The sequence below is a fragment of the Streptomyces sp. KR55 genome (assembly GCF_052245645.1).
Taxonomy (GTDB): Bacteria; Actinomycetota; Actinomycetes; order Streptomycetales; family Streptomycetaceae; genus Streptomyces; species Streptomyces flavusporus.
The window spans coordinates 1-19,725 of sequence record NZ_JBQQCE010000009.1; the positions used below are offsets into that span (position 1 = coordinate 1).

General features: G+C 69.7%; 20 protein-coding genes, 4 tRNA genes and 1 pseudogene. 7 read left to right on the top strand and 18 right to left on the bottom strand.

Annotated elements, in window-relative coordinates; genetic code table 11:
- From ACTWQJ_RS02370 to ACTWQJ_RS02405, 8 genes and pseudogenes are all read right to left on the bottom strand, one after another.
- Nucleotides 1-422 (bottom strand): annotated as a pseudogene (locus tag ACTWQJ_RS02370) (DUF1396 domain-containing protein); the annotation flags it as partial.
- A gap of 99 nt (nt 423-521) precedes the next feature.
- Nucleotides 522-1,367: a hypothetical protein gene (locus tag ACTWQJ_RS02375; RefSeq protein WP_443304944.1), complete on the bottom strand. Its 846-nt coding sequence runs from the start codon at nt 1,365-1,367 to the stop codon at nt 522-524.
- A gap of 142 nt (nt 1,368-1,509) precedes the next feature.
- Nucleotides 1,510-2,235, bottom strand: coding sequence for a 50S ribosomal protein L1 (gene rplA / locus ACTWQJ_RS02380; RefSeq protein WP_129799294.1), 726 nt, complete (start codon nt 2,233-2,235; stop codon nt 1,510-1,512).
- Between the two features lie 78 nt (nt 2,236-2,313).
- Complete coding sequence (gene rplK / locus ACTWQJ_RS02385) at nt 2,314-2,748, bottom strand: 50S ribosomal protein L11 (RefSeq protein ID WP_004927359.1); 435 nt, start codon at nt 2,746-2,748, stop codon at nt 2,314-2,316.
- Nucleotides 2,749-2,856: 108 nt separating this feature from the next.
- Nucleotides 2,857-3,312, bottom strand: coding sequence for a hypothetical protein (locus ACTWQJ_RS02390; RefSeq protein ID WP_443304946.1), 456 nt, complete (start codon nt 3,310-3,312; stop codon nt 2,857-2,859).
- A 56-nt stretch (nt 3,313-3,368) separates the two neighbouring features.
- Nucleotides 3,369-4,184: a transcription termination/antitermination protein NusG gene (gene nusG / locus ACTWQJ_RS02395; protein WP_409470243.1), complete on the bottom strand. Its 816-nt coding sequence runs from the start codon at nt 4,182-4,184 to the stop codon at nt 3,369-3,371.
- A 77-nt stretch (nt 4,185-4,261) separates the two neighbouring features.
- Complete coding sequence (gene secE / locus ACTWQJ_RS02400) at nt 4,262-4,549, bottom strand: preprotein translocase subunit SecE (protein ID WP_224738974.1); 288 nt, start codon at nt 4,547-4,549, stop codon at nt 4,262-4,264.
- A gap of 105 nt (nt 4,550-4,654) precedes the next feature.
- Nucleotides 4,655-4,727, bottom strand: a tRNA-Trp gene (locus tag ACTWQJ_RS02405).
- A gap of 372 nt (nt 4,728-5,099) precedes the next feature.
- Here ACTWQJ_RS02405 and ACTWQJ_RS02410 point away from each other — a divergent pair.
- Nucleotides 5,100-6,326, top strand: coding sequence for a pyridoxal phosphate-dependent aminotransferase (locus ACTWQJ_RS02410; protein ID WP_443304947.1), 1,227 nt, complete (start codon nt 5,100-5,102; stop codon nt 6,324-6,326).
- A gap of 131 nt (nt 6,327-6,457) precedes the next feature.
- Nucleotides 6,458-7,489, top strand: coding sequence for an adenosine deaminase (locus ACTWQJ_RS02415; RefSeq protein WP_224738976.1), 1,032 nt, complete (start codon nt 6,458-6,460; stop codon nt 7,487-7,489).
- A 68-nt stretch (nt 7,490-7,557) separates the two neighbouring features.
- Here the strand turns inward: ACTWQJ_RS02415 and ACTWQJ_RS02420 are convergent, their stop codons facing one another.
- From ACTWQJ_RS02420 to ACTWQJ_RS02445, 6 genes are all read right to left on the bottom strand, one after another.
- A complete protein-coding gene (locus ACTWQJ_RS02420; protein WP_443304948.1) occupies nt 7,558-8,613 on the bottom strand; it encodes a UDP-N-acetylmuramate dehydrogenase in 1,056 nt (351 codons plus the stop codon).
- A 65-nt stretch (nt 8,614-8,678) separates the two neighbouring features.
- Nucleotides 8,679-9,107: a MaoC family dehydratase gene (locus tag ACTWQJ_RS02425; protein ID WP_224738978.1), complete on the bottom strand. Its 429-nt coding sequence runs from the start codon at nt 9,105-9,107 to the stop codon at nt 8,679-8,681.
- Between the two features lie 4 nt (nt 9,108-9,111).
- Nucleotides 9,112-9,564, bottom strand: coding sequence for an FAS1-like dehydratase domain-containing protein (locus tag ACTWQJ_RS02430; RefSeq protein WP_443304949.1), 453 nt, complete (start codon nt 9,562-9,564; stop codon nt 9,112-9,114).
- 237 nt (nt 9,565-9,801) lie between these two features.
- Nucleotides 9,802-9,966 carry a 50S ribosomal protein L33 gene (gene rpmG, locus ACTWQJ_RS02435; RefSeq protein ID WP_003948671.1) on the bottom strand — a complete coding sequence of 55 codons (165 nt, stop codon included), beginning with the start codon at nt 9,964-9,966 and terminating at the stop codon, nt 9,802-9,804.
- A gap of 89 nt (nt 9,967-10,055) precedes the next feature.
- Nucleotides 10,056-10,128: transfer RNA gene (locus tag ACTWQJ_RS02440), tRNA-Met, on the bottom strand.
- 46 nt (nt 10,129-10,174) lie between these two features.
- Nucleotides 10,175-10,247 (bottom strand) — tRNA-Thr (locus tag ACTWQJ_RS02445).
- 287 nt (nt 10,248-10,534) lie between these two features.
- Here ACTWQJ_RS02445 and ACTWQJ_RS02450 point away from each other — a divergent pair.
- On the top strand, nt 10,535-11,809 hold the full coding sequence (locus tag ACTWQJ_RS02450; protein WP_443304951.1) for an amidohydrolase family protein: 1,275 nt from the start codon (nt 10,535-10,537) through the stop codon (nt 11,807-11,809).
- Nucleotides 11,810-11,998: 189 nt separating this feature from the next.
- Complete coding sequence (locus ACTWQJ_RS02455; protein ID WP_443304952.1) at nt 11,999-12,655, top strand: SDR family oxidoreductase; 657 nt, start codon at nt 11,999-12,001, stop codon at nt 12,653-12,655.
- A gap of 95 nt (nt 12,656-12,750) precedes the next feature.
- Here the strand turns inward: ACTWQJ_RS02455 and ACTWQJ_RS02460 are convergent.
- Nucleotides 12,751-12,832, bottom strand: a tRNA-Tyr gene (locus tag ACTWQJ_RS02460).
- Between the two features lie 221 nt (nt 12,833-13,053).
- Here ACTWQJ_RS02460 and ACTWQJ_RS02465 point away from each other — a divergent pair.
- From ACTWQJ_RS02465 to ACTWQJ_RS02475, 3 genes are all read left to right on the top strand, one after another.
- Nucleotides 13,054-13,542, top strand: a complete 489-nt coding sequence (locus tag ACTWQJ_RS02465) for a YajQ family cyclic di-GMP-binding protein (protein WP_409470250.1) — start codon at nt 13,054-13,056, stop codon at nt 13,540-13,542.
- Between the two features lie 157 nt (nt 13,543-13,699).
- Nucleotides 13,700-14,944, top strand: a complete 1,245-nt coding sequence (locus ACTWQJ_RS02470) for an APC family permease (protein WP_443304953.1) — start codon at nt 13,700-13,702, stop codon at nt 14,942-14,944.
- Nucleotides 14,945-15,137: 193 nt separating this feature from the next.
- Nucleotides 15,138-15,539: a YccF domain-containing protein gene (locus ACTWQJ_RS02475; RefSeq protein WP_443304983.1), complete on the top strand. Its 402-nt coding sequence runs from the start codon at nt 15,138-15,140 to the stop codon at nt 15,537-15,539.
- Nucleotides 15,540-15,575: 36 nt separating this feature from the next.
- Here ACTWQJ_RS02475 and htpX read toward each other — a convergent pair whose 3' ends face one another.
- The 3 genes from htpX to ACTWQJ_RS02490 all read right to left on the bottom strand — a co-directional run bounded on the left by htpX (nt 15,576) and on the right by ACTWQJ_RS02490 (nt 19,719).
- The gene (gene htpX, locus ACTWQJ_RS02480) at nt 15,576-16,439 is read right to left on the bottom strand and encodes a zinc metalloprotease HtpX (protein ID WP_443304954.1); all 864 of its coding nucleotides are present in this window, start codon (nt 16,437-16,439) and stop codon (nt 15,576-15,578) included.
- A gap of 185 nt (nt 16,440-16,624) precedes the next feature.
- Nucleotides 16,625-18,148, bottom strand: a complete 1,524-nt coding sequence (locus tag ACTWQJ_RS02485; RefSeq protein WP_443304955.1) for an NADH-quinone oxidoreductase subunit N — start codon at nt 18,146-18,148, stop codon at nt 16,625-16,627.
- The gene (locus ACTWQJ_RS02490; RefSeq protein ID WP_443304956.1) at nt 18,145-19,719 is read right to left on the bottom strand and encodes an NADH-quinone oxidoreductase subunit M; all 1,575 of its coding nucleotides are present in this window, start codon (nt 19,717-19,719) and stop codon (nt 18,145-18,147) included. Before ACTWQJ_RS02490 ends, ACTWQJ_RS02485 begins: the two co-directional genes overlap by 4 nt.
- Nucleotides 19,720-19,725 lie beyond the last annotated feature (6 nt).

A 19,725-nucleotide genomic window follows, 5' to 3' on the forward strand; every position in this document is an offset into this window, starting at 1 on the left:
CTCGCCCCGGAGCCGAGGCTGTGCTCGCCACCCAGCTGGGAGGCGTCGAGCTTCATCCAGCTCTTGCCGTCCATCTGCTCGGTCATCGACTCACCGCCGATGTACAGCGTCTTGCCGACCAGGCGCATCTCCACCGGGCCGGTCATCTCCGGGTCGTCGGGCACGGTGATCTTCATGCTCATGGCCTGCGGCTTCATGCTCATCGCCGCCTCGGCCTCGACCCGGCCGTCGCCGGGGACCTCGCCCTTCATCCGGTAGCGGAGGGAGGTGATGTCCTCCGTCTTCTCCGCCGCCCTGGCGACAGCCGCGGCGGGCGTCATGGCCGGCGCCTGCTCGGTACCACAGCCGACCGCACCGCCGAGGACCAGTGCCGCGAGCCCGGCTCCCGCCACCCCGCCCCGCGTACGTACAGAAAGACCCATCGATTCCCCCCAAGGAACACATGGCCGATTCTCAACAGGGCTGGAGCCTATCCCAGGGGCCCCGGGAGGTCCCCCGAATTCCCTGGGCCACAGGAGGGCTCACCCGGGCTTCAGCAGGTCCTTGACGTCCTGGGTGTCGGCGGCCGGGGGTTCCTCGGCGGTGACCTCGGCGCCGTAGTCGCTGTAGTAGGCGGTCTGGGTGAGCTCGCCGCTCGTCATGCGGCCCTTCTCGACCTTCTTGACCAGCAGGTCCCGGTCGTTGACCCATATGTCGACGGTCTGTGTGGTGACACCGGCGTCGCCGACGTCGACCGTGCCGGAGTAGTGCGTGGTGCGCTCGCCACGTATCCGTTCCTCGCCGACCGTGCGCACGTCGTCCGATTCCAGCAGCAGCCGTACCGACTCGTCGGGGGTGGTCTGCCGCAGCTGCTTCTCGAGGTACGCGCCGGAGCTGCCGGCCAGCTGCTCCAGGTCGTCGTACGCGTACTTCAGCCAGTGTCTGCCGCCCGCCTGCGCGGCGAACTCGTCGCCCATGCGGGCGTAGTAGGCGTCGGGCAGATAGCGGGCCTCCATCGACGCGCTGCCGAGGCGGCGCATCGTGTCGGCCATCGTGCCGCCGGTGTAGGTGATCGTCAGGGTGCCGGTGATGTCGTCGCCCCAGCCGAGGACGCCGTCGGCGGTCATGGACATCATCGTGCCCATGGTCGTGGTGGACTCGACGCGGGCGGAGTCGGCCCGGTCGGTGGACCGCTCGGCGGAGCGCAGCTCGGCCATCGGGCGGGCCTGGGCGACACCGGTCGCGCTGTCGCGGGTCGGGCTGTCGTCCGGGGCGGGGCGGCCGGCGGGGTCCGTTGAGGTGCAGGCAGCCATGCCGGTCAGCGCGGTCGCCGCCGCGATCGCGAGGGCCACGCGGCGCACGCCGGTGCGCAGGCTGGTGCTCGTCATTCGTCCCCCCTGTGCGAGATGCGAGTCCCGTCCAAGAACGCTAACCCAGGGCACTGACAGCCGTGCCCGGTAGCGGAAAGGGAACGGGCCCCGCACCTCGGAAGGTGCGGGGCCCGTGACCGGTTGGGGTGAGCCTGAGGGCTCAGACCGCAGCCGGGTCCTCCTCGACGAGGAGGTTGCGGGTGCGGTTCGGGTCGACCGGGATGCCGGGGCCCATCGTGGTGGTGATGGCGGCCTTCTTGATGTAGCGACCCTTGGCGGCGGACGGCTTCAGACGGAGGATCTCCTCCAGCGCGGCGCCGTAGTTCTCCACCAGCTTGGTGTCGTCGAACGACGCCTTGCCGATGATGAAGTGCAGGTTCGAGTGCTTGTCGACGCGGAACTCGATCTTGCCGCCCTTGATCTCGGTCACGGCCTTGGCCACGTCCGGGGTCACGGTGCCGGTCTTCGGGTTCGGCATCAGACCACGCGGGCCGAGGACACGGCCGAGGCGGCCGACCTTGCCCATGAGGTCCGGGGTGGCGACGACGGCGTCGAAGTCCAGACGGCCCTTCGACACCTCGTCGATCAGCTCGTCGGCGCCGACGATGTCGGCGCCCGCGGCACGAGCGGCCTCGGCACGGTCACCGGTCGCGAAGACCAGGACCCGGGCGGTCTTACCGGTGCCGTGCGGGAGGTTCACGGTGCCACGGACCATCTGGTCGGCCTTGCGCGGGTCGACACCCAGACGGAAGGCGACCTCGACGGTGCCGTCGAACTTGGTCGTGGAGGTCTCCTTGGCGAGACGGACGGCCTCGAGCGGGGCGTACAGCTTTTCCCGGTCGACCTTGGCGTCCGCAGCGCGGAGAGACTTGCTGCGCTTGCTCACTACTGCTCCTGGGGATTCTTAGGAGTCGTGGTCCGGGCCGAGCAGGCCCTGCCACTTCTGCTTCGGGGAGGTTGGGGCTCAGCCCTCGACCGTGACGCCCATGGAACGGGCGGTGCCGGCGATGATCTTCTCGGCGGCGTCCAGGTCGTTGGCGTTGAGGTCGGGCATCTTGGTGGTGGCGATCTCGCGGACCTGGTCGCGGGTGATCTTCGCGACCTTGGTCTTGTGCGGCTCGCCGGAGCCCTTCTCCACACCCGCGGCCTTGAGGATCATCTTGGCGGCCGGCGGGGTCTTGGTCACGAAGGTGAAGGAACGGTCCTCGTAGACCGTGATCTCCACCGGGATGACCCAGCCACGCTGCGACTCGGTCGCGGCGTTGTAGGCCTTGCAGAACTCCATGATGTTGACGCCGTGCTGACCCAGCGCGGGGCCGACCGGCGGAGCCGGGTTGGCGGCACCGGCCTGGATCTGGAGCTTGATGAGCCCCGTGACCTTCTTCTTCTTGGGAGGCATGCTCTCTCCGGGTCCTTAGTGAGAGTTTTTCAGCCGTCCGGTCCGGATCATCCGGATGGAGGCATACCGCACAACGATAACGGGTCGGTGTGCAGGTTCTGAAATCGATCAGGTCACAGGGGGTTCGGCGGCCCTCGCGCGACGCAGTTTGACCGTCCAGGCGACGGCGCCGGACAGCGAGGTCAACGCCAGGAGGCCGGTGAAGACGGCCTGGTAGCGGGTCTCGCGGACGCTCACCTGGTGCGCGAGCACGACACGCTGCGGATCGTCGGCACGGTAGACGATGTCGACGCGCTCGCCGTCGAGCCGGCGCCTGGCACTCGTACCGACCGGCAGCGAGGCCACGACCCGCTCCCCGCCGGCCTGGAACTCCACCCGGCAGTTGCCCGGCCTGCACGAGCCCGAACCGGTGCGGAGCGTGCCGACGCCCTGCGTCCCGTTCGCCGCCAGGTCGGCGACCAGCCGGCTCATGGGCAGCATCACGAACACGGTCACCGCACCGAAGACCAGCGCGAACAGCAGACACACAACCCGGAACACACGGGCCTGGGTGGTAGGCCGCATGGGTTCCGGGTTGCCCGCCAGCCATTCCGCACCGGACGGTACGGCCGGCACAGAGGTCAGTTCTTCTGGATCTGGTCGAAGGAGAGCTCGACCGGGGTCTCCCGGCCGAAGATCTCCACCAGGCCCTTGACCTTCTTGGAGTCGGCGTTGATCTCGTTGATCGTGGCCTGGAGCGTGGCGAACGGGCCGTCGGTGACGGTGACCGAGTCGCCGACCTCGAAGTCCAGCACCTGGACCTCGACCTTGCGCTGCGGCGCCGGCTTGCCCTCGGCCTCGGCGGCCTCGCGGGCGGCCTTCTCCTCCGCCTCCGGGGCGAGCATCTTGACGATCTCGTCCAGGGTCAGCGGGTACGGGTCATAGGCGTTGCCGACGAAGCCGGTGACGCCCGGCGTGTTGCGGACGACGCCCCAGGACTCGTTCGTCAGGTCCATGCGCACCAGGACGTACCCGGGGAGCTTGTTCTGGCGGATGGTCTTGCGGTCGCCGTTCTTGATCTGGACGACCTCTTCCTGCGGCACCTCGGCCTGGAAGATGTAGTCCTCGACGTTCAGCGAGACGGCGCGCTGCTCCAGGTTGGTCTTCACGCGGTTCTCGTAGCCGGCGTAGGTGTGGATGACGTACCACTCGCCGGGCAGGGTGCGCAGTTCCTCGCGGAGCTTCTCCACGGGGTCGAGCTCGGACTCGGGCTCCCCCTCGCCCTCCTCGGAGGGCTCCTCCTCGACGTGCACGGCGGCTTCCTCCGCGGGCTCGTCCGCGGCGGCGTCGGCAGCCTCAGCCTCATCCAGGTCCTCGTCCGCACCCTCGACGATGTCGAGCTCGTCTTCCACGGACTCGACCGGCTCGATGGCGTCGTTCACGTTCGGGTCAGACACGGTGGCTGCTTCTTCCTGGATACATAGGGGTGGAACGCGCGAAAGGGGCGCCCGTGACGGCGCCCTTCGCTCTTGGCTCAGCCGAAGACGTACTTGGCGGCGTGGTCGAGCCCATAGTCAATCACGGTCACCAGGCCGATCATGATGACGACGAAGATGATCACGACGGTCGTGTACGTCGTCAGCTGGTTGCGCGAGGGCCAGACGACCTTGCGGAGCTCCGCGACGATCTGCCGGTAGAAGAGCGCAAGGCGCTTCAGCGGGCCCTTCTTGGCGCGCTTGCCGCCCTTACGGGTCTTCTTCTGGGACTCCGGCGCCTCGTCCTGGGCATCAGGCGTGTCGAGGGAGCCCACGGCGTCCGTCATTCGTCCTCACCTGATCCCGGGTCGTGGCCGTGCCGCGCCCGGTCTGAGCCGCACGGCGGTGCATTGCTGTACGTACCTGCGCACACATCCTGGCGGTGTGTGTAGCAGGGCCGGAGGGACTTGAACCCCCAACCGCTGGTTTTGGAGACCAGTGCTCTACCAATTGAGCTACGACCCTTTGTCTGCCCACCAACGTACCGCATACGACCGGGTGCTCGGTGTGCACCTGGTGTGTGCGGGCTGCTGTGGGCCAACGAGGTGAGAGTGTACGTGGTCCTGAGCCGGTCGTCGAACAGAAAGTGCCCGTAGGGGGCTTGGCGGATGGAAGACGGGTGGCAGAAGGGTGGTGGACGGCCGGAAGATCTCCGGCGGGGTCGGCCGGAGATCGCCGGTGGATCCTCCAAGGTCAGGCGCCCCGGGCCGGCCGGGCTCCGGAAGATCGCCCAGGCCATCCCACCCGTCCGCACTGTTGTTCAGGTGTTGACCCCCTGCCGTTCAGTCCGTGAAACCCATGTGCCGGGCTCGTTTCCGGTCTGGAACGATGAGGTACATGAGCGCTGCAACCCCTCCCACCGAGCGCCGGGTCTCCGCCCGCATCGGCGCGATCTCCGAGTCCGCCACCCTCGCCGTGGACGCCAAGGCCAAGGCCCTGAAGGCCGCCGGGCGTCCGGTGATCGGCTTCGGCGCCGGCGAGCCCGACTTCCCGACTCCGGGCTACATCGTCGAGGCCGCGATCGAGGCCTGCAAGAACCCCAAGTACCACCGCTACACACCGGCCGGCGGCCTGCCCGAGCTGAAGGCCGCGATCGCCGTGAAGACGCTGCGCGACTCGGGCTACGAGGTCGACGCCTCGCAGATCCTCGTCACCAACGGCGGCAAGCAGGCCATCTACGAGGCGTTCGCCGCGATCCTCGACCCGGGTGACGAGGTCATCGTCCCGGCGCCGTACTGGACGACGTACCCGGAGTCGATCCGGCTGGCCGGCGGTGTCCCGGTCGAGGTCGTCGCCGATGAGACGACCGGCTACCGCGTCAGCGTGGAGCAGCTGGAGGCGGCCCGCACCGAGAAGACCAAGGTCGTGCTGTTCGTCTCCCCGTCGAACCCGACGGGCGCCGTGTACAGCGAGGCCGAGACCGAGGCGATCGGCCGCTGGGCCGTCGAGCACGGTCTGTGGGTGCTGACCGACGAGATCTACGAGCACCTGGTCTACGGCGACGCGACCTCCGCGTCGCTGCCGGCGGTCCTGCCGGAGCTGCGCGACAAGTGCATCGTGGTCAACGGCGTCGCGAAGACGTACGCGATGACGGGCTGGCGCGTGGGCTGGATCATCGGCCCGAAGGACGTGGTCAAGGCCGCGACGAACCTCCAGTCGCACGCCACGTCGAACGTCTCGAACGTGGCGCAGGTGGCCGCGCTGGCCGCCGTCTCCGGCGATCTGGACGCCGTGGCGAAGATGCGCGAGGCCTTCGACCGGCGCCGCAGGACCATCGTGCGGATGCTGAACGAGATCGACGGTGTGGTGTGCCCGGAGCCCGAGGGCGCCTTCTACGCCTACCCGTCGGTGAAGGCGCTGCTCGGCAAGGAGATCCGCGGCAAGCGTCCGCAGGACACGGTCGAGCTGGCCGCGCTGATCCTGGAGGAGGCCGAGGTCGCGGTGGTTCCGGGCGAGGCCTTCGGCACGCCGGGCTATCTGCGGCTGTCGTACGCCCTGGGTGACGAGGACCTCGTCGAGGGCGTGAGCCGGATCCAGAAGCTGCTGGCAGAGGCGCGCGACTGACGTTACCGGGCTTCATGCGCGCGTGGCGGGCCGTTTCCCCTGTGGGGAGGCGGCCCGTTTCTTCGTGCGAGCAAGACCACTCAAGGGGAAAGCGCTACCGGGACGGCAGGGCCGTACGGCAGGATCCTGGGATGGAACGTGTACGTGATGTCTCCGCCCTCCCGAAGGCCCATCTGCACCTGCACTTCACCGGGTCGATGCGATCCGCCACTCTGCTGGAACTCGCCGACAAGCACGGGGTGCGACTGCCCGACGTGCTGACCGAGGCCCTGGTCAGCGGGGAGCCGCCGAAGCTGCGGGCGACGGACGAGCGGGGCTGGTTCCGCTTCCAGCGGTTGTACGACGCGGCCCGCTCGTGCCTCAGGGAGCCGGAGGACATCCAGCGGCTGGTGCGGGAGGCGGCGGAGGAGGACCTGAAGGACGGCTCGGGCTGGCTGGAAATCCAGGTGGATCCGACGTCGTACGCCCCCCGTCTGGGTGGTCTGATCCCCGCGCTGGAGGTCATCCTGGACGCGGTGGACACGGCGGTGCGGGAGACCGGGCTCGGCATGCGGGTCCTGGTGGCCGCGAACCGTATGAAGCACCCGCTGGACGCCCGTACGCTGGCCCGGCTGGCGGTCCGCTATGCCGACCGGGGCGTGGTCGGCTTCGGCCTCTCGAACGACGAACGGCGGGGCATGGCACGGGACTTCGACCGGGCCTTCGCCATCGCCCGGGACGGCGGTCTGCTCTCGGCCCCGCACGGTGGCGAGCTGACGGGCCCGGCCTCGGTCCGCGACTGCCTGGACGACCTGCACGCCAACCGGGTGGGTCACGGCGTGCGGGCGGCCGAGGATCCACGGCTCCTGAAGCGCCTGGCCGACCGGGGCGTCACCTGTGAGGTGTGTCCGGCGTCGAACGTGGCGCTCGGCGTGTACGACAAACCGGAGGACGTCCCGCTGCGCACCCTTTTCGAGGCGGGCGTACCCATGGCGCTGGGCGCCGACGACCCTCTGCTCTTCGGCTCCCGTCTGGCGGCGCAGTACGAGCTCGCCCGGGAACATCACGGCTTCAGCGACGCGGAGCTGGCGGAACTGGCACGCCAGTCGGTACGGGCTTCGGCGGCACCGGAGGACGTGCAGGCGAAGCTGCTGGCGGGCGTGGACGACTGGCTGACCGCCTGAGCTTGTTCCGCAGGCGCGAACGGGCCGGCGCTCAGCCCGCGATCCCGGCTTCCCGCAACCGGGCCGCCCTAGAGGCTGACGCCGACCGTCACCGGTTCGTTGACCAGCGTGATGCCGAACGCCTCATGGACTCCGGCGACGACCTCGCGGGCCAGCGCCAGCAGATCCTCCGTGGTGGCGTCGCCTCGGTTGGTGAGAGCGAGGGTGTGCTTGGTGGAGATACGGGCCGGGCCCGCGCCGTAGCCCTTGGTGAAGCCCGCCTTGTCGATCAGCCAGGCCGCGGAGGTCTTGGTGTGCCCCTCCCCCGCCGGATAGGCGGGCGGCTCGACACCGTCGCCGAGCCGCTCCCGCACGCGCGCGTGGAACGCGGCGAACCCCGCGTCGGTCAGGATCGGGTTGGTGAAGAAGGAGCCGGCCGACCAGGTGTCGTGGTCCTCGGGGTCCAGGACCATGCCCTTTCCGGCGCGCAGCTTCAGCACGGCCTCGCGGGCGTCGCCGAGCGGGACGCGGTCGCCGGGCTCGACGCCCAGGACGCGTGCGGTCTCGGCGTACTTCAGCGGCGCCGACAGCCCGCCCGCGTCCTCCAGCTCGAAGCGGACGCGCAGGACGACGTACCGCTCGGGGTCGGCCTTGAAGCGGCTGTGCCGGTAGGAGAAGGCGCACTCGGCGTTGGTCAGGGTGACCGTCTCGCCCGCCCGGCGGTCGTAGGCGATGACCTCGGTGATCGTCGAGGAAACCTCCTGGCCGTACGCCCCGACGTTCTGGATCGGCGTCGCGCCCGCCGAGCCGGGGATGCCGGCCAGGCACTCGATGCCCGCGAGTCCGGCCTCGACCGTGCGGGCAACGGCGTCGGTCCACACCTCGCCGGCGGCGAGCTCCAGCCGCGTGCCGGTGAGTTCGAAGCCGCGCGTGGCGATGCGCAGGGCGGTGCCGTCGAACCCCTTGTCCGAGATGACCAGGTTCGAACCGCCGCCGATGAGCAGCAGCGGCGTACCCGCGGAGTCGGCCTCGCGGACGGCGTCGATCACTTCGGCGTCCGTCGTCGCGGTGACCAGCCGGGTCGCGGGGCCGCCCAGCCGGAGGGTGGTCAGCGGGGCGAGAGGGGCGTCGTGGAGTTCCTGCACGCGCTCAAGACTACGAGACGGCACTGACAGCCCGGCGCCCCTGCCTCTCGCCTCGCCCGCCCCGCTCAGGCCAGCCGCACGACCGCCCGCGACATCCCGAGCACCTTCTGCCCGTCGCTGGTGGCCGTCAGGTCCACCCGTACGGTGCTGTCGTCGAGCTTGGCCGCGACCTTGCCCGAGACCTCGATCACGGCCCCCTTGTCGTCGTTCGGGACGACGACGGGCTTGGTGAAGCGGACGCCGTACTCGACGACCGCTCCCGGATCACCGGTCCAGTCGGTGACCACGCGGATCGCCTCGGCCATGGTGAACATGCCGTGCGCGATGACGTCCGGCAGTCCGACTTCCTTGGCGAACTTCTCGTTCCAGTGGATCGGGTTGAAGTCCCCGGAGGCCCCCGCGTACTGGACGAGGGTGGCGCGCGTCACGGGGAAGCTCTGCGCGGGCAGTTCGGTGCCGACCTCGACGTCGGCGTATGCGATCTTGGCGGTCATCTGCTCACGCCTCCTCGGCCGCGCGGGCCACCAGCTTGGTCCAGGCGGTGACGACGTGCTCGCCGGCCTCGTCGTGCACCTCGCCGCGGATCTCCAGGACGTCGTTCCCCGCGAGGGACTTGATCGACTCGATGGTCGAGGTGACCGTCAGCCGGTCACCGGCCCGCACCGGACGGCCGTAGGCGAACTTCTGGTCGCCGTGCACGACCCGGCTGTAGTCCAGGCCGAGCTGCGGGTCGGCGACGACCTGGCCCGCAGCCTTGAAGCTGATCGCGAACACAAAGGTCGGCGGGGCGATCACATCGGGGTAACCGAGGGCCTTGGCGGCCTCCGGGTCCGTGTAGGCCGGGTTGGCGTCACCCACCGCCTCCGCGAACTCACGGATCTTCTCCCGGCCCACCTCATAGGGCTCGGTGGGCGGGTAGGTCCGCCCCACGAAGGACTGGTCGAGCGCCATGGCTCGGCACCTCCTGGTGTCTGCTGTGGTTGACCGGTGGACGACGGCCTTCTTACGGCGTCCGCTTGCGGGCACCGTGCCCGGTCAACCGTATAAAAGGGGGCTGTGCCCGATTGCGCTCGACGCCACGCTGGCCGAAAGGGTGACCGAAAAGCCGCGAGGCCACCCCCTCGAACTGCGGGGTGGCCTCGTGGCAAAGATCTGAAAGATCTGAATCTTCGAGATGTACGAGCCTGGTCAGCGCGTCTCGCGGTGCGCCGTGTGCGCGTTGCAGCGCGGGCAGTGCTTCTTCATCTCGAGACGGTCCGGGTTGTTACGCCGGTTCTTCTTGGTGATGTAGTTCCGCTCCTTGCACTCCACGCAGGCCAGCGTGATCTTCGGGCGGACGTCGGTGGCAGCCACGTGAGTGCTCCTTGACGAACGGGTAGGTTAGTTCAACGCAAGAAAGAGTAGCCGATCGAAGGACCGACCCCGCAATCGGCTACTGTCAGTAGCGGTGACCGGACTTGAACCGGTGACACAGCGATTATGAGCCGCTTGCTCTACCGACTGAGCTACACCGCTGCGGTGTGATCAGGCCCCGTCTTGCGACGGGAACCCCTCACACCAGAGCCCCAAAACGGAATCGAACCGTTGACCTTCTCCTTACCATGGAGACGCTCTGCCGACTGAGCTATTGGGGCGAGCGATGAAGACATTACACGCTCGGCCGCCGTTCACCCAAATCCGTTTCCCGGCCCCAGCCCCGCCGCGAAAACGGATCTCTCAGCAGCCCAGCGAGCCCTCTCCCGCACTGCTCAGGTTCGGCGGGCCACACCGGTACGACTTTTACGCTCCTCCCCGCCGGGGACCGACCGCCGTCCTAGGCTCGACTCACTCTGCGTGATCTTGGCCACATACGCACCCCGTGCCGCACATCACGAGCCCTGATCCCCTGAGCCCCCCGAGCCCCCCGAGCCCCTGGAACGCGATGCCCGACAGCCAGCCGCAGCCGCCCGACCCCTCGTCGTCCCCGTCGGACCCGGGGCAGCACGCCGCGGCCTCCCTGCTGCTGTGCGGGGCGCGGCTCACCGACGGCCGGACCGTGGACGTCCGGGTGGGCGGCGGGCGGATCGAGGCGGTCGGTACGGCCGGCAGCCTGGGCAGTGCCCGCGGCCGCTGTGCGCGCGTGGACCTCGGCGGGTATCTCCTCCTGCCTGCCCCGGCCGAACCCCACGCTCACGCGGACACCGCGCTGTCCGCCGACGGCGGCCCGGTCTCGTACGAACCCGAGGACATCCAGCGCCGGGCCACGGAGGCCGCCCTGCTGCAACTCGGGCACGGGGCGACCGCGCTGCGGGCACATGTGCGTGTGGGCGACGTTCAGGGGCTCGGCGCACTGACCGCCGTCCTTCAGGCACGTCGTTCACTGCGCGGGCTCGCCGCGCTGGCGGCGGTCGCGGTGCCGCGGGTGCTGACCGGGGTGGCCGGGGCCGACGGGCTCGCCATGATGCGGGACGCAGTGAAGATGGGGGCCTCTGTGGTGGGGGGTTGCCCGGATCTCGATCCCGATCCGACGGGCTATGTCGAGACGGTCCTGGAGCTCGCCTCCGAACACGGCTGCCCTGTCGACCTGCACACCGACGCCACCGACCCGGCACGCCTCGCCCGCCTCGCCGCGATGGCCGGCGGGCTGCGCCCCGGCGTGACGATCGGCCCGTGCGGCGGCCTCGGCCGACTGTCCGCCGACGTGGCCGCGCGCACCGCCGACCAGTTGGCGGCGGCCGGAGTGACCGTCGTGTGCCTGCCACAGGGCGGCTGCGGCAGCGTCGACCGACGCGACACGGCTCCCGTGCGACTACTGCGCGCCGCCGGCGTTCGCGTCGCCGCCGGCAGCGGCGCCCTGCGGGACGTGTCCAACCCGGTGGGCCGAGGCGACCCACTGGAGGCCGCCTACCTGCTGGCCTCCCGTTACGGGCTGCGCCCCGAGGACGCCTACGACGCGGTGAGCGCCTCGGCGCGGGCTGTCCTAGGCCTGCCCGAGGTGCGCGTGGAGGCGGGCTTCCCGGCCGAACTGCTGGCGGTACGAGGGGATCAGCTCGCGGGTGCGCTGTCGCTGGCGTACAGCCGGATCGTGGTGCACCGGGGGCGCGTGGTGGCGCGGACGAGCTCCGTGCGGGAGTACTGCAACTGGGAGGCCACGGAGGCGGGGGCGGCTGCGGCGGAGCTGGGGTTGCCTCGGCAGGGGCGGAAGGAGCTGTCGTAAGTGGGTGAGGGGGAGGCGCGGGCGGGTGCGGGGCGCGTCGGTGGTGCAGGAGCGCGTTCGGGGGCGCGTATGTATGGAGGCGTATGCGCCCCGGCGCACACGCCCGCGCATCTGCTTCCGGAGCGCGCGCCGTGGGGTGGAGCTCGGGTCGTGGGGCGCACGCGGCCGTCCGGGCGTACGGTCGGAAACATGCGCATTGTCATCGCTGGTGGTCATGGTCAGATCGCGTTGCGGCTGGAGCGGCTGCTCACCGCGCGCGGTTACGAGGTGGCGGGCATCATCCGCCGCTCGGAACAGGGCGACGATCTGCGGGAGGCGGGTGCCGAGCCCGTCCTGCTGGACCTGGAGTCGGCCACGGTCGAGGAGGTCGCGGCGCATCTTCAGGGCGCGGACGCAGCCGTGTTCGCGGCCGGCGCCGGCCCGGGGAGCGGGGCGGCACGCAAGGACACCGTGGACAAGGGTGCGGCGATCCTGTTCGCGGACGCCGCGGTCCGGGCGGGCGTACGGCGCTTCCTGGTCGTGTCGTCGATAGGCGCGGACGCGAAGCACGAGGGCAACGAGGTCTTCGACGTCTACCTGCGCGCCAAGGGCGAGGCGGACAAGTACGTCCGCGGTCTGGACGCCCTGGACTCGACGATCCTGCGCCCCGGTTCGCTGACGGACGACCCCGGCACCGGCCTCGTACGCCTGGAGGCGCACACGGGCCGCGGTACGGTCCCGCGCGACGACGTGGCCGCGGTACTGGCCGAACTGCTGGAGACCCCGGCGACGGCCGGCCTGACCCTGGAGCTGGTCAGCGGGTCCGCTCCGGTGTCGGTGTCGGTGAAGTCGGTGGCCGGTAACTGAGGATCCGGGGCAGGAGACGAGCCGGGTCCCTGCCGCAACAGGAAAACCCCCTCCGCACCGCGTTTCCGCAGGTGGGGAGAGGGTCTTCCTCAGTGTGGCGGCGCCAGGATTCGAACCTGGGAAGGCTGAGCCGGCAGATTTACAGTCTGCTCCCTTTGGCCGCTCGGGCACACCGCCGGGTTTGCCGCCATTCGAACCCGCTTTCGGCGGAGCTCGCTGGCAACGACGTAAACAATACCCGATAGGCAGGGGTGCTTCGCACCCGACTATTCGGCGCTCGTGGGACGAGGGATGGCTAGGCTTGTCCGGATGCGGCCCGGGGCCGAGCCGGGCTCGGCTGTCGCCCTGCGTATGCCGCCCCGCACCGATACGCACCCGGATACAAGGAGCCACAGCACATGGCCGACTCCAGTTTCGACATCGTCTCGAAGGTCGAGCGGCAGGAGGTCGACAACGCCCTCAACCAGGCCGCCAAGGAGATCTCGCAGCGCTACGACTTCAAGGGCGTGGGTGCCTCGATCTCGTGGTCCGGCGACAAGATCCTGATGGAGGCGAACTCCGAGGACCGTGTGAAGGCCGTCCTCGACGTCTTCCAGTCCAAGCTGATCAAGCGCGGCATCTCGCTGAAGGCTCTGGACGCGGGCGAGCCCCAGCTCTCCGGCAAGGAGTACAAGATCTTCGCGTCGATCAAGGAGGGCATCTCTCAGGAGAACGCGAAGAAGGTGGCGAAGATCATCCGCGACGAGGGCCCCAAGGGCGTCAAGGCCCAGGTACAGGGTGAAGAGCTGCGGGTCAGCTCCAAGAGCCGGGACGACCTGCAGGCTGTGATCGCCCTTCTGAAGGGCCAGGACTTCGACTTCGCAATGCAGTTCGTGAACTACCGCTAGTCGGTCACCGTCCGGCATCGCGGCGCCGTGCGTGCAGCGCGTAGGGGTGGGCATCTGATGCCCCCTACGCGCTGCACGCACGTGTGTTCCTGGTCTGTTGTCGGCCAGGACGGGCTGTGTGCACGGGTCGGTTGCACTGGTCAGTAGGGTGCGGTACATGACACAGGCCGGTTCGGAACTGCGGCGCACCCTCGGCGTGGGCGACGCCGTGATCATCGGCTTGGGCTCCATGGTCGGGGCCGGGATCTTCGCCGCTCTGGGGCCCGCGGCCGAAGCGGCCGGTTCCGGCCTGCTGGTCGGGCTCGCCGTCGCCGCGGTGGTCGCGTACTGCAACGCCATGTCGTCCGCGCGGCTGGCGGCTCGGTACCCGGCCTCGGGCGGAACGTATGTGTACGGTCGCGAGCGGCTCGGGGAGTTCTGGGGGTATCTCGCGGGCTGGTCGTTCGTGGTCGGGAAGACGGCTTCCTGCGCGGCGATGGCACTCACTGTGGGCACGTACGTCTGGCCGGAGCAGGCGCACGCGATGGCCGTCGCGGCCGTGGTGGCGCTGACCGCGGTGAACTACGGCGGTGTCCAGAAGTCGGCCTGGCTGACGCGGTCGATCGTGGCCGTGGTCCTGGCTGTCCTCGCTTTCGTGGTGGTGGCGTGTCTGGGCTCCGAGGCGTCGGACGCGGGACGCCTCGACATCGGCGCCTCGGGTGGCGCGGGGGGCGTGCTGCAGGCGGCTGGTCTGCTCTTCTTCGCGTTCGCCGGGTACGCGCGGATCGCGACCCTCGGTGAGGAGGTACGGGATCCCGCGCGCACGATTCCCCGCGCGATCCCGCTGGCCCTCGGTATCGCGCTGGCGGTCTACGCGTGTGTGGCGGTGGCCGTCCTTTCCGTGCTCGGGTCGGAGGGTCTGGGGCAGGCGGGCGCGCCGCTGGCCGACGCGGTGCGGTCAGCCGGCGTGCCGGGGTTGGTGCCTGTGGTGCGGGTGGGCGCCGCGGTGGCCGCGCTGGGCTCGCTGCTCGCCCTGATCCTCGGCGTCTCCCGGACCACGCTGGCCATGGCGAGGGACCGGCATCTGCCGGGCGCGCTGTCCGCCGTGCATCCGCGTTTCCAGGTGCCGCACCGGGCTGAGCTGGCCGTCGGCGTGGTGGTTGCCGCCCTGGCTGCCACGGTGGATGTGCGGGGCGCCATCGGTTTCTCCTCCTTCGGTGTGCTGGCCTACTACGCGGTGGCCAATGCCTCGGCCTGGACGCTCGACGCGGCTCCCGCGAGGCGCGTGGTGCCTGCGGTGGGGTTGCTCGGCTGTGTCGTGCTGGCGTTCTCACTGCCGGGGACATCGGTGGTGGCCGGCGCGGGTGTGCTGGCGGTGGGAGTGGTCGCGTATGGCATACGGCACCGGATGGCTGCGCGGTAGGGGCGCCTCGGCGTCGCATGGCCGTGCATCGGCCAGCGCGTCGGATCGCCCCTCCCCATCAGGACGAACTGCGAGATCGTCCCGAAACGTTCCCGATCGCGCTACAAGGATGCTGCGGCCCTGCCTGAACGGCGTGACCGGCTGATACTTGTCTCGGCAGGCAGTTCCGGCAGCGACCTGGAAGGTGCCGATCATGAAGTTGTTCAACCTGCTGTTGAACATCCTGTGGCTGATCTTCTGCGGGATCTGGATGGCGATCGGCTATACCGTCGCCGCCCTGGTGTGCTTCATCCTGATCGTCACCATCCCGTTCGGCATTGCGTCGCTGCGTATCGCGGGCTTCGTGCTGTGGCCGTTCGGCAGGACGACCGTGGAGCGGCGGGATGCGGGGGCGCCGTCGTTCGTCGGGAACGTGATCTGGGTGATCTTCGCGGGCTGGTGGCTGGCCCTGGGGCACCTGATCACCAGCATCCCGCTGTTCGTGTCGATCATCGGGATCCCGTTCGGGTGGGCCAATCTGAAGCTGATCCCGATCTCGCTCATGCCGTTGGGTCGTGAGGTTGTTCCGACGGACCAGAGGTTCGGCGGTCGCTGAGCTCCGCCGGTCAGCCCATGACGGTCGGGGCCGTCCTCACGGGCGGCGGCCTGCCATCTGCTCGAGCCGGGTGATGCGCTCCGCCATGGGCGGGTGCGTGGAGAACATCCTGGACAGTCCCTGGCCCGGACGGAACGGGTTCGCGATCATCATGTGGCTGGCGGTCTCGATCCGGGGCTCGGGAGGCAGCGGAAGCTGCTTGGTGCCGGCCTCGAGCTTGCGCAGGGCACTGGCCAGGGCGAGCGGGTCGCCGGTCAGCTGGGCGCCGGACGCGTCGGCCTCGTACTCCCGGGAGCGGCTGATGGCCATCTGGATCAGGCCGGCCGCGAGGGGGCCCAGGATCATGATCAGCAGCATGCCGAAGATGCCGGGGCCGTCGTCGTCATCGGAGCGGCCGATCGGGATCAGCCAGGCGAAGTTGACCAGGAACATGATCACGGAGGCGAGGGCTCCGGCGACGGACGAGATGAGGATGTCGCGGTTGTAGACATGGCTCAGCTCGTGGCCGATGACGCCGCGCAGTTCACGCTCGTCCAGGATGCGCAGGATGCCTTCGGTGCAGCACACGGCGGCGTTGCGTGGATTGCGGCCGGTCGCGAAGGCGTTCGGCGCCTCCGTCGGGGAGATGTACAGGCGGGGCATCGGCTGGCGGGCCTGCGTGGAGAGGTCGCGGACCATGCGGTACAGGGCGGGCGCCTCGAACTCGCTCACCGGGCGGGCACGCATGGCGCGTAGCGCGAGCTTGTCGCTGTTCCAGTACGCGTACGCGTTCGTGCCCAGCGCGATCAGGACGGCGGCGACGAGCCCGGCACGCCCGAAGAAGCTGCCGATGACGATGATGAGTGCGGACAGTCCCCCGAGGAGTACTGCAGTCCTGAGCCCGTTGTGCCGGCGGTGCACGGTACGCCCTCCAAGTGGTGCAGCAGGGGAACCCTTTGCTTGCTGATCTCTGATCCCGCTGGTCCGTGGTGACAGGACCAGTGGAACCTCCCGATTTGGACAACGCCAGGCGGGAGCCACGAGTTCCCTTGCGCGGTCGGCCGCGCGCGTGGGCCCGTGCGGGTGACGGCGACCTGTTCGGCGTACTAGAAGAGCCCGGTGTCCGTGAAGCGCAGCACCAGCTGGGGCGCTCCGGACAGGCCGATGCCCAGGGCGGCGGTCAGGGCGATCGCGGCCGTGAGGGGGGCCGGGACGAGGTGCTTGGCGGGCTCGCCCTCGGGAGCGCGGAACAGCAGGGCCGTCCACTGGAGGTAGTAGAACAGCGCGATAACCACGTTGGCGGCCATGACCACGGCCAGCCAGCCGAGGCCCGCGTCGACGGCGGCGGAGAAGACGGTGACCTTCGCGAAGAGGCCGATGATGCCCGGCGGCAGTCCCGCCAGGCACAGCAGGAAGAAGGCCAGCAGCAGCGCGGTCACGGGGTTCGAGGCGTACAGGCCCCGGTAGTCGGTGATGCGGTTGAGGGTCTTCGTACGGCCCACCAGTGCGGCCACCGCGAAGGCGCCGAGGTTCACGGCGGCGTACATGAGCGCGTAGGCGACCGTGGAGCCGATCGACTGCTCGGCGTCGTCGGAGTACGCGGCGGCGGCGATCGGCACCAGAAGGTAGCCGGCCTGACCGACGGACGACCAGGCGAGCAGGCGAACCGCGCTGTACGCGCGCGTGCCCTGCTGGCGGAGGGCGCCGACATTGCCGACGGTCATGGTGAGGGCGGCCAGCGCGGCGAGTGCCGGGCCCCAGGCGTCGGCGTACGACGGGAAGGCGATCACCGTGACCAGGATCAGGCCGGAGAAGCCGACCGCCTTGCCGACGACCGACAGATACGCCGCAACGGGGAGCGGCGCACCCACATACGTGTCGGGCACCCAGAAGTGGAAGGGCACGGCGGCCGTCTTGAACGCGAAGCCGATGAGGGTGAGGACGACTCCGGTCTGCGCGAGCGTGTCGAGCTGTCCGTCGACGTCCTGGATGCGGTCGGCGATCTGGGTGAGGTAGAGGGTGCCGGTGGAGGCGTAGACGAAGCTGATGCCCATGAGGCTGACCGCGGTCGCGGTGACCGAGGACAGGAAGAACTTCAGGGCGGCTTCGGAGGACCTCTTGTCGCCGTGGCGGATGCCGACCAGGGCGAAGGCGGGCAGGGAGGCGACCTCCAGGGCGACGATCAGGGTCGCGAGATCGCGGGAGGCAGGCAGGAGGGCGGCGCCGGCCGCCGAAGAGAGCAGCAGGAACCAGAACTCCCCTTCGGGGAGTCCTCTGCGCGCGTCCTTCAGGGCGGTGACGGACAGGAGGGCCGCCAGGAGGGCGCCGCCGAGGACCAGGAACTGGATGACGAGCGTGAAGCGGTCCGCCGTGTAGCTGCAGACGTCGGGATCGCCGGTGAGGCAGAAGGTGGAGCGGTCGCCGTCCAGGAGGGGCAGCAGCATCAGTGCCGACACGGCGAGTCCGGCGACGGAGAGCCGGCCGAGGAGGGCCTTCCTGGCGTCGTCGACGAACAGGTCGGCGACGAGCACACCGAGTCCGACCACGGCCGCGATGGTGGGCGGCGCGATGGCGAGCCAGTCGACGGACTGGACCATGGACTGGGCCATCGGCTGTGCCAGGGAGCTCATCGGGTGCCTCCTGCAAGGAGCTGCTGCACGGCCGGGTCGGTCAGGCCGAGGAGGGCCTTCGGCCAGAGTCCGGCGACGACGGTGAGGGCGACGAGCGGGGTCCAGGCCGCGAACTCGTAGGTCTGCACATCGGCGAGTTCGGGTGCGTCCTGCGGTACGGCGCCCATGCAGACCCGGCGGACCACGACGAGCAGGTACGCGGCCGTCAGCAGCGTGCCGAACGCGGCGACCGCCATGAAGGTCAGGAAGGCGGGGCGGCTGAGGTCGGCGGCGGGCCGGAACGCGCCGAACAGCGCCAGCATCTCGCCCCAGAATCCGGCGAGGCCCGGCAGGCCGAGTGAGGCGACCGCGCCGAAGGCGAGCAGACCGCCGAAGCGCGGGGCCTTGCCGTACAGCGCGGCGCCGGTCTGTTCGGCCAGGGCGTCGAGGTCGGTGGTGCCGGTGCGGTCCTTCAGCGCGCCGACCAGGAAGAAGAGCAGGCCGGTGATGAGGCCGTGGGCGATGTTGGCGAACAGCGCGCCGTTCACACCGGTCGGCGTCATGGTCGCGATGCCGAGCAGGACGAAGCCCATGTGGCCGACGGAGGAGTAGGCGATGAGGCGCTTCAGATCGCCCTTCGCGCCCTGCTTGGCGAGGGCGAGGCAGGCCAGGGATCCGTAGATGATGCCGACGACGGCGAAGGCGGCGAGGTAGGGCGCGAAGGTGCGGAAGCCGTCCGGCGCAACCGGCAGCAGGATTCGGACGAAACCGTACGTGCCCATCTTCAGCAGGACGCCGGCCAGCAGGACCGAGCCGACGGTCGGCGCGGCGGTGTGGGCGTCGGGCAGCCAGCTGTGCAGCGGCCACATCGGCGTCTTGACCGCGAGCCCGACTCCGATCGCCAGAACGGCGATGACCTGCACGGATGTGGTCAGCGACCGGCCGTTGTCAGTGGCGAGTGCCACCATGTCGAATGTGCCCGCCGTGATTCCGATCAGGAGCAGGCCGAGCAGCATGACCACGGAACCGAGCAGCGTGAAGAGGATGAACTTCCAGGCGGCCTGCGTCCGCCCCTCGCCGCCCCAGCGGGCGATGAGGAAGTACATCGGGATCAGGACCATCTCGAAGGCGAGGAAGAACAGCAGCAGGTCGAGCACGGCGAAGGTGGCGAGGGTGCCGGACTCGAGGAGGAGCAGCAGAGCGACGAACGCCTTCGGGGTCGGGCCCGCGGGCATCCTGAAGTACGAGTAGAGCGCGCAGAGGAAGGTCAGCAGCGCGGTCAGCACCAGAAGGGGGAGGGAAATGCCGTCGACGCCGAGGTGGATACGCACGTCGAGTGCGGGGATCCAGCTGATGTCTGTGCCGGCCTGCATCTTCGACGGCTGGTCATGGTCGAAGCCCAGCGCGAGGACGATCGCGGCGATGAGGACCGCGCCGGTCACGGTGACGCCGTGCCGTAGCACGGCCTGCTCGGGCGACTTCCCCTTCAGCCCGGGCGGGGCCGGCAGGAGAGCGGCGGCGGCACCGAGGAGCGGGCCGACGACAATGAATGCCAGAAGGAACTGCATCACGGACTCGCTGATATCGATCACGCCTGC

Bases quoted from the DNA above. Each gene is read 5' to 3' on its own strand.
- ACTWQJ_RS02375 (WP_443304944.1), bottom strand. From the start codon at position 1,367: ATGACGAGCACCAGCCTGCGCACCGGCGTGCGCCGCGTGGCCCTCGCG.
- rplK (WP_004927359.1), bottom strand. From the start codon at position 2,748: ATGCCTCCCAAGAAGAAGAAGGTCACGGGGCTCATCAAGCTCCAGATC.
- ACTWQJ_RS02390 (WP_443304946.1), bottom strand. From the start codon at position 3,312: ATGCGGCCTACCACCCAGGCCCGTGTGTTCCGGGTTGTGTGTCTGCTG.
- secE (WP_224738974.1), bottom strand. From the start codon at position 4,549: ATGACGGACGCCGTGGGCTCCCTCGACACGCCTGATGCCCAGGACGAG.
- ACTWQJ_RS02410 (WP_443304947.1), top strand. From the start codon at position 5,100: ATGAGCGCTGCAACCCCTCCCACCGAGCGCCGGGTCTCCGCCCGCATC.
- ACTWQJ_RS02415 (WP_224738976.1), top strand. From the start codon at position 6,458: ATGGAACGTGTACGTGATGTCTCCGCCCTCCCGAAGGCCCATCTGCAC.
- ACTWQJ_RS02425 (WP_224738978.1), bottom strand. From the start codon at position 9,107: ATGACCGCCAAGATCGCATACGCCGACGTCGAGGTCGGCACCGAACTG.
- ACTWQJ_RS02430 (WP_443304949.1), bottom strand. From the start codon at position 9,564: ATGGCGCTCGACCAGTCCTTCGTGGGGCGGACCTACCCGCCCACCGAG.
- ACTWQJ_RS02450 (WP_443304951.1), top strand. From the start codon at position 10,535: ATGCCCGACAGCCAGCCGCAGCCGCCCGACCCCTCGTCGTCCCCGTCG.
- ACTWQJ_RS02455 (WP_443304952.1), top strand. From the start codon at position 11,999: ATGCGCATTGTCATCGCTGGTGGTCATGGTCAGATCGCGTTGCGGCTG.
- ACTWQJ_RS02465 (WP_409470250.1), top strand. From the start codon at position 13,054: ATGGCCGACTCCAGTTTCGACATCGTCTCGAAGGTCGAGCGGCAGGAG.
- ACTWQJ_RS02470 (WP_443304953.1), top strand. From the start codon at position 13,700: ATGACACAGGCCGGTTCGGAACTGCGGCGCACCCTCGGCGTGGGCGAC.
- ACTWQJ_RS02475 (WP_443304983.1), top strand. From the start codon at position 15,138: ATGAAGTTGTTCAACCTGCTGTTGAACATCCTGTGGCTGATCTTCTGC.
- ACTWQJ_RS02485 (WP_443304955.1), bottom strand. From the start codon at position 18,148: ATGAGCTCCCTGGCACAGCCGATGGCCCAGTCCATGGTCCAGTCCGTC.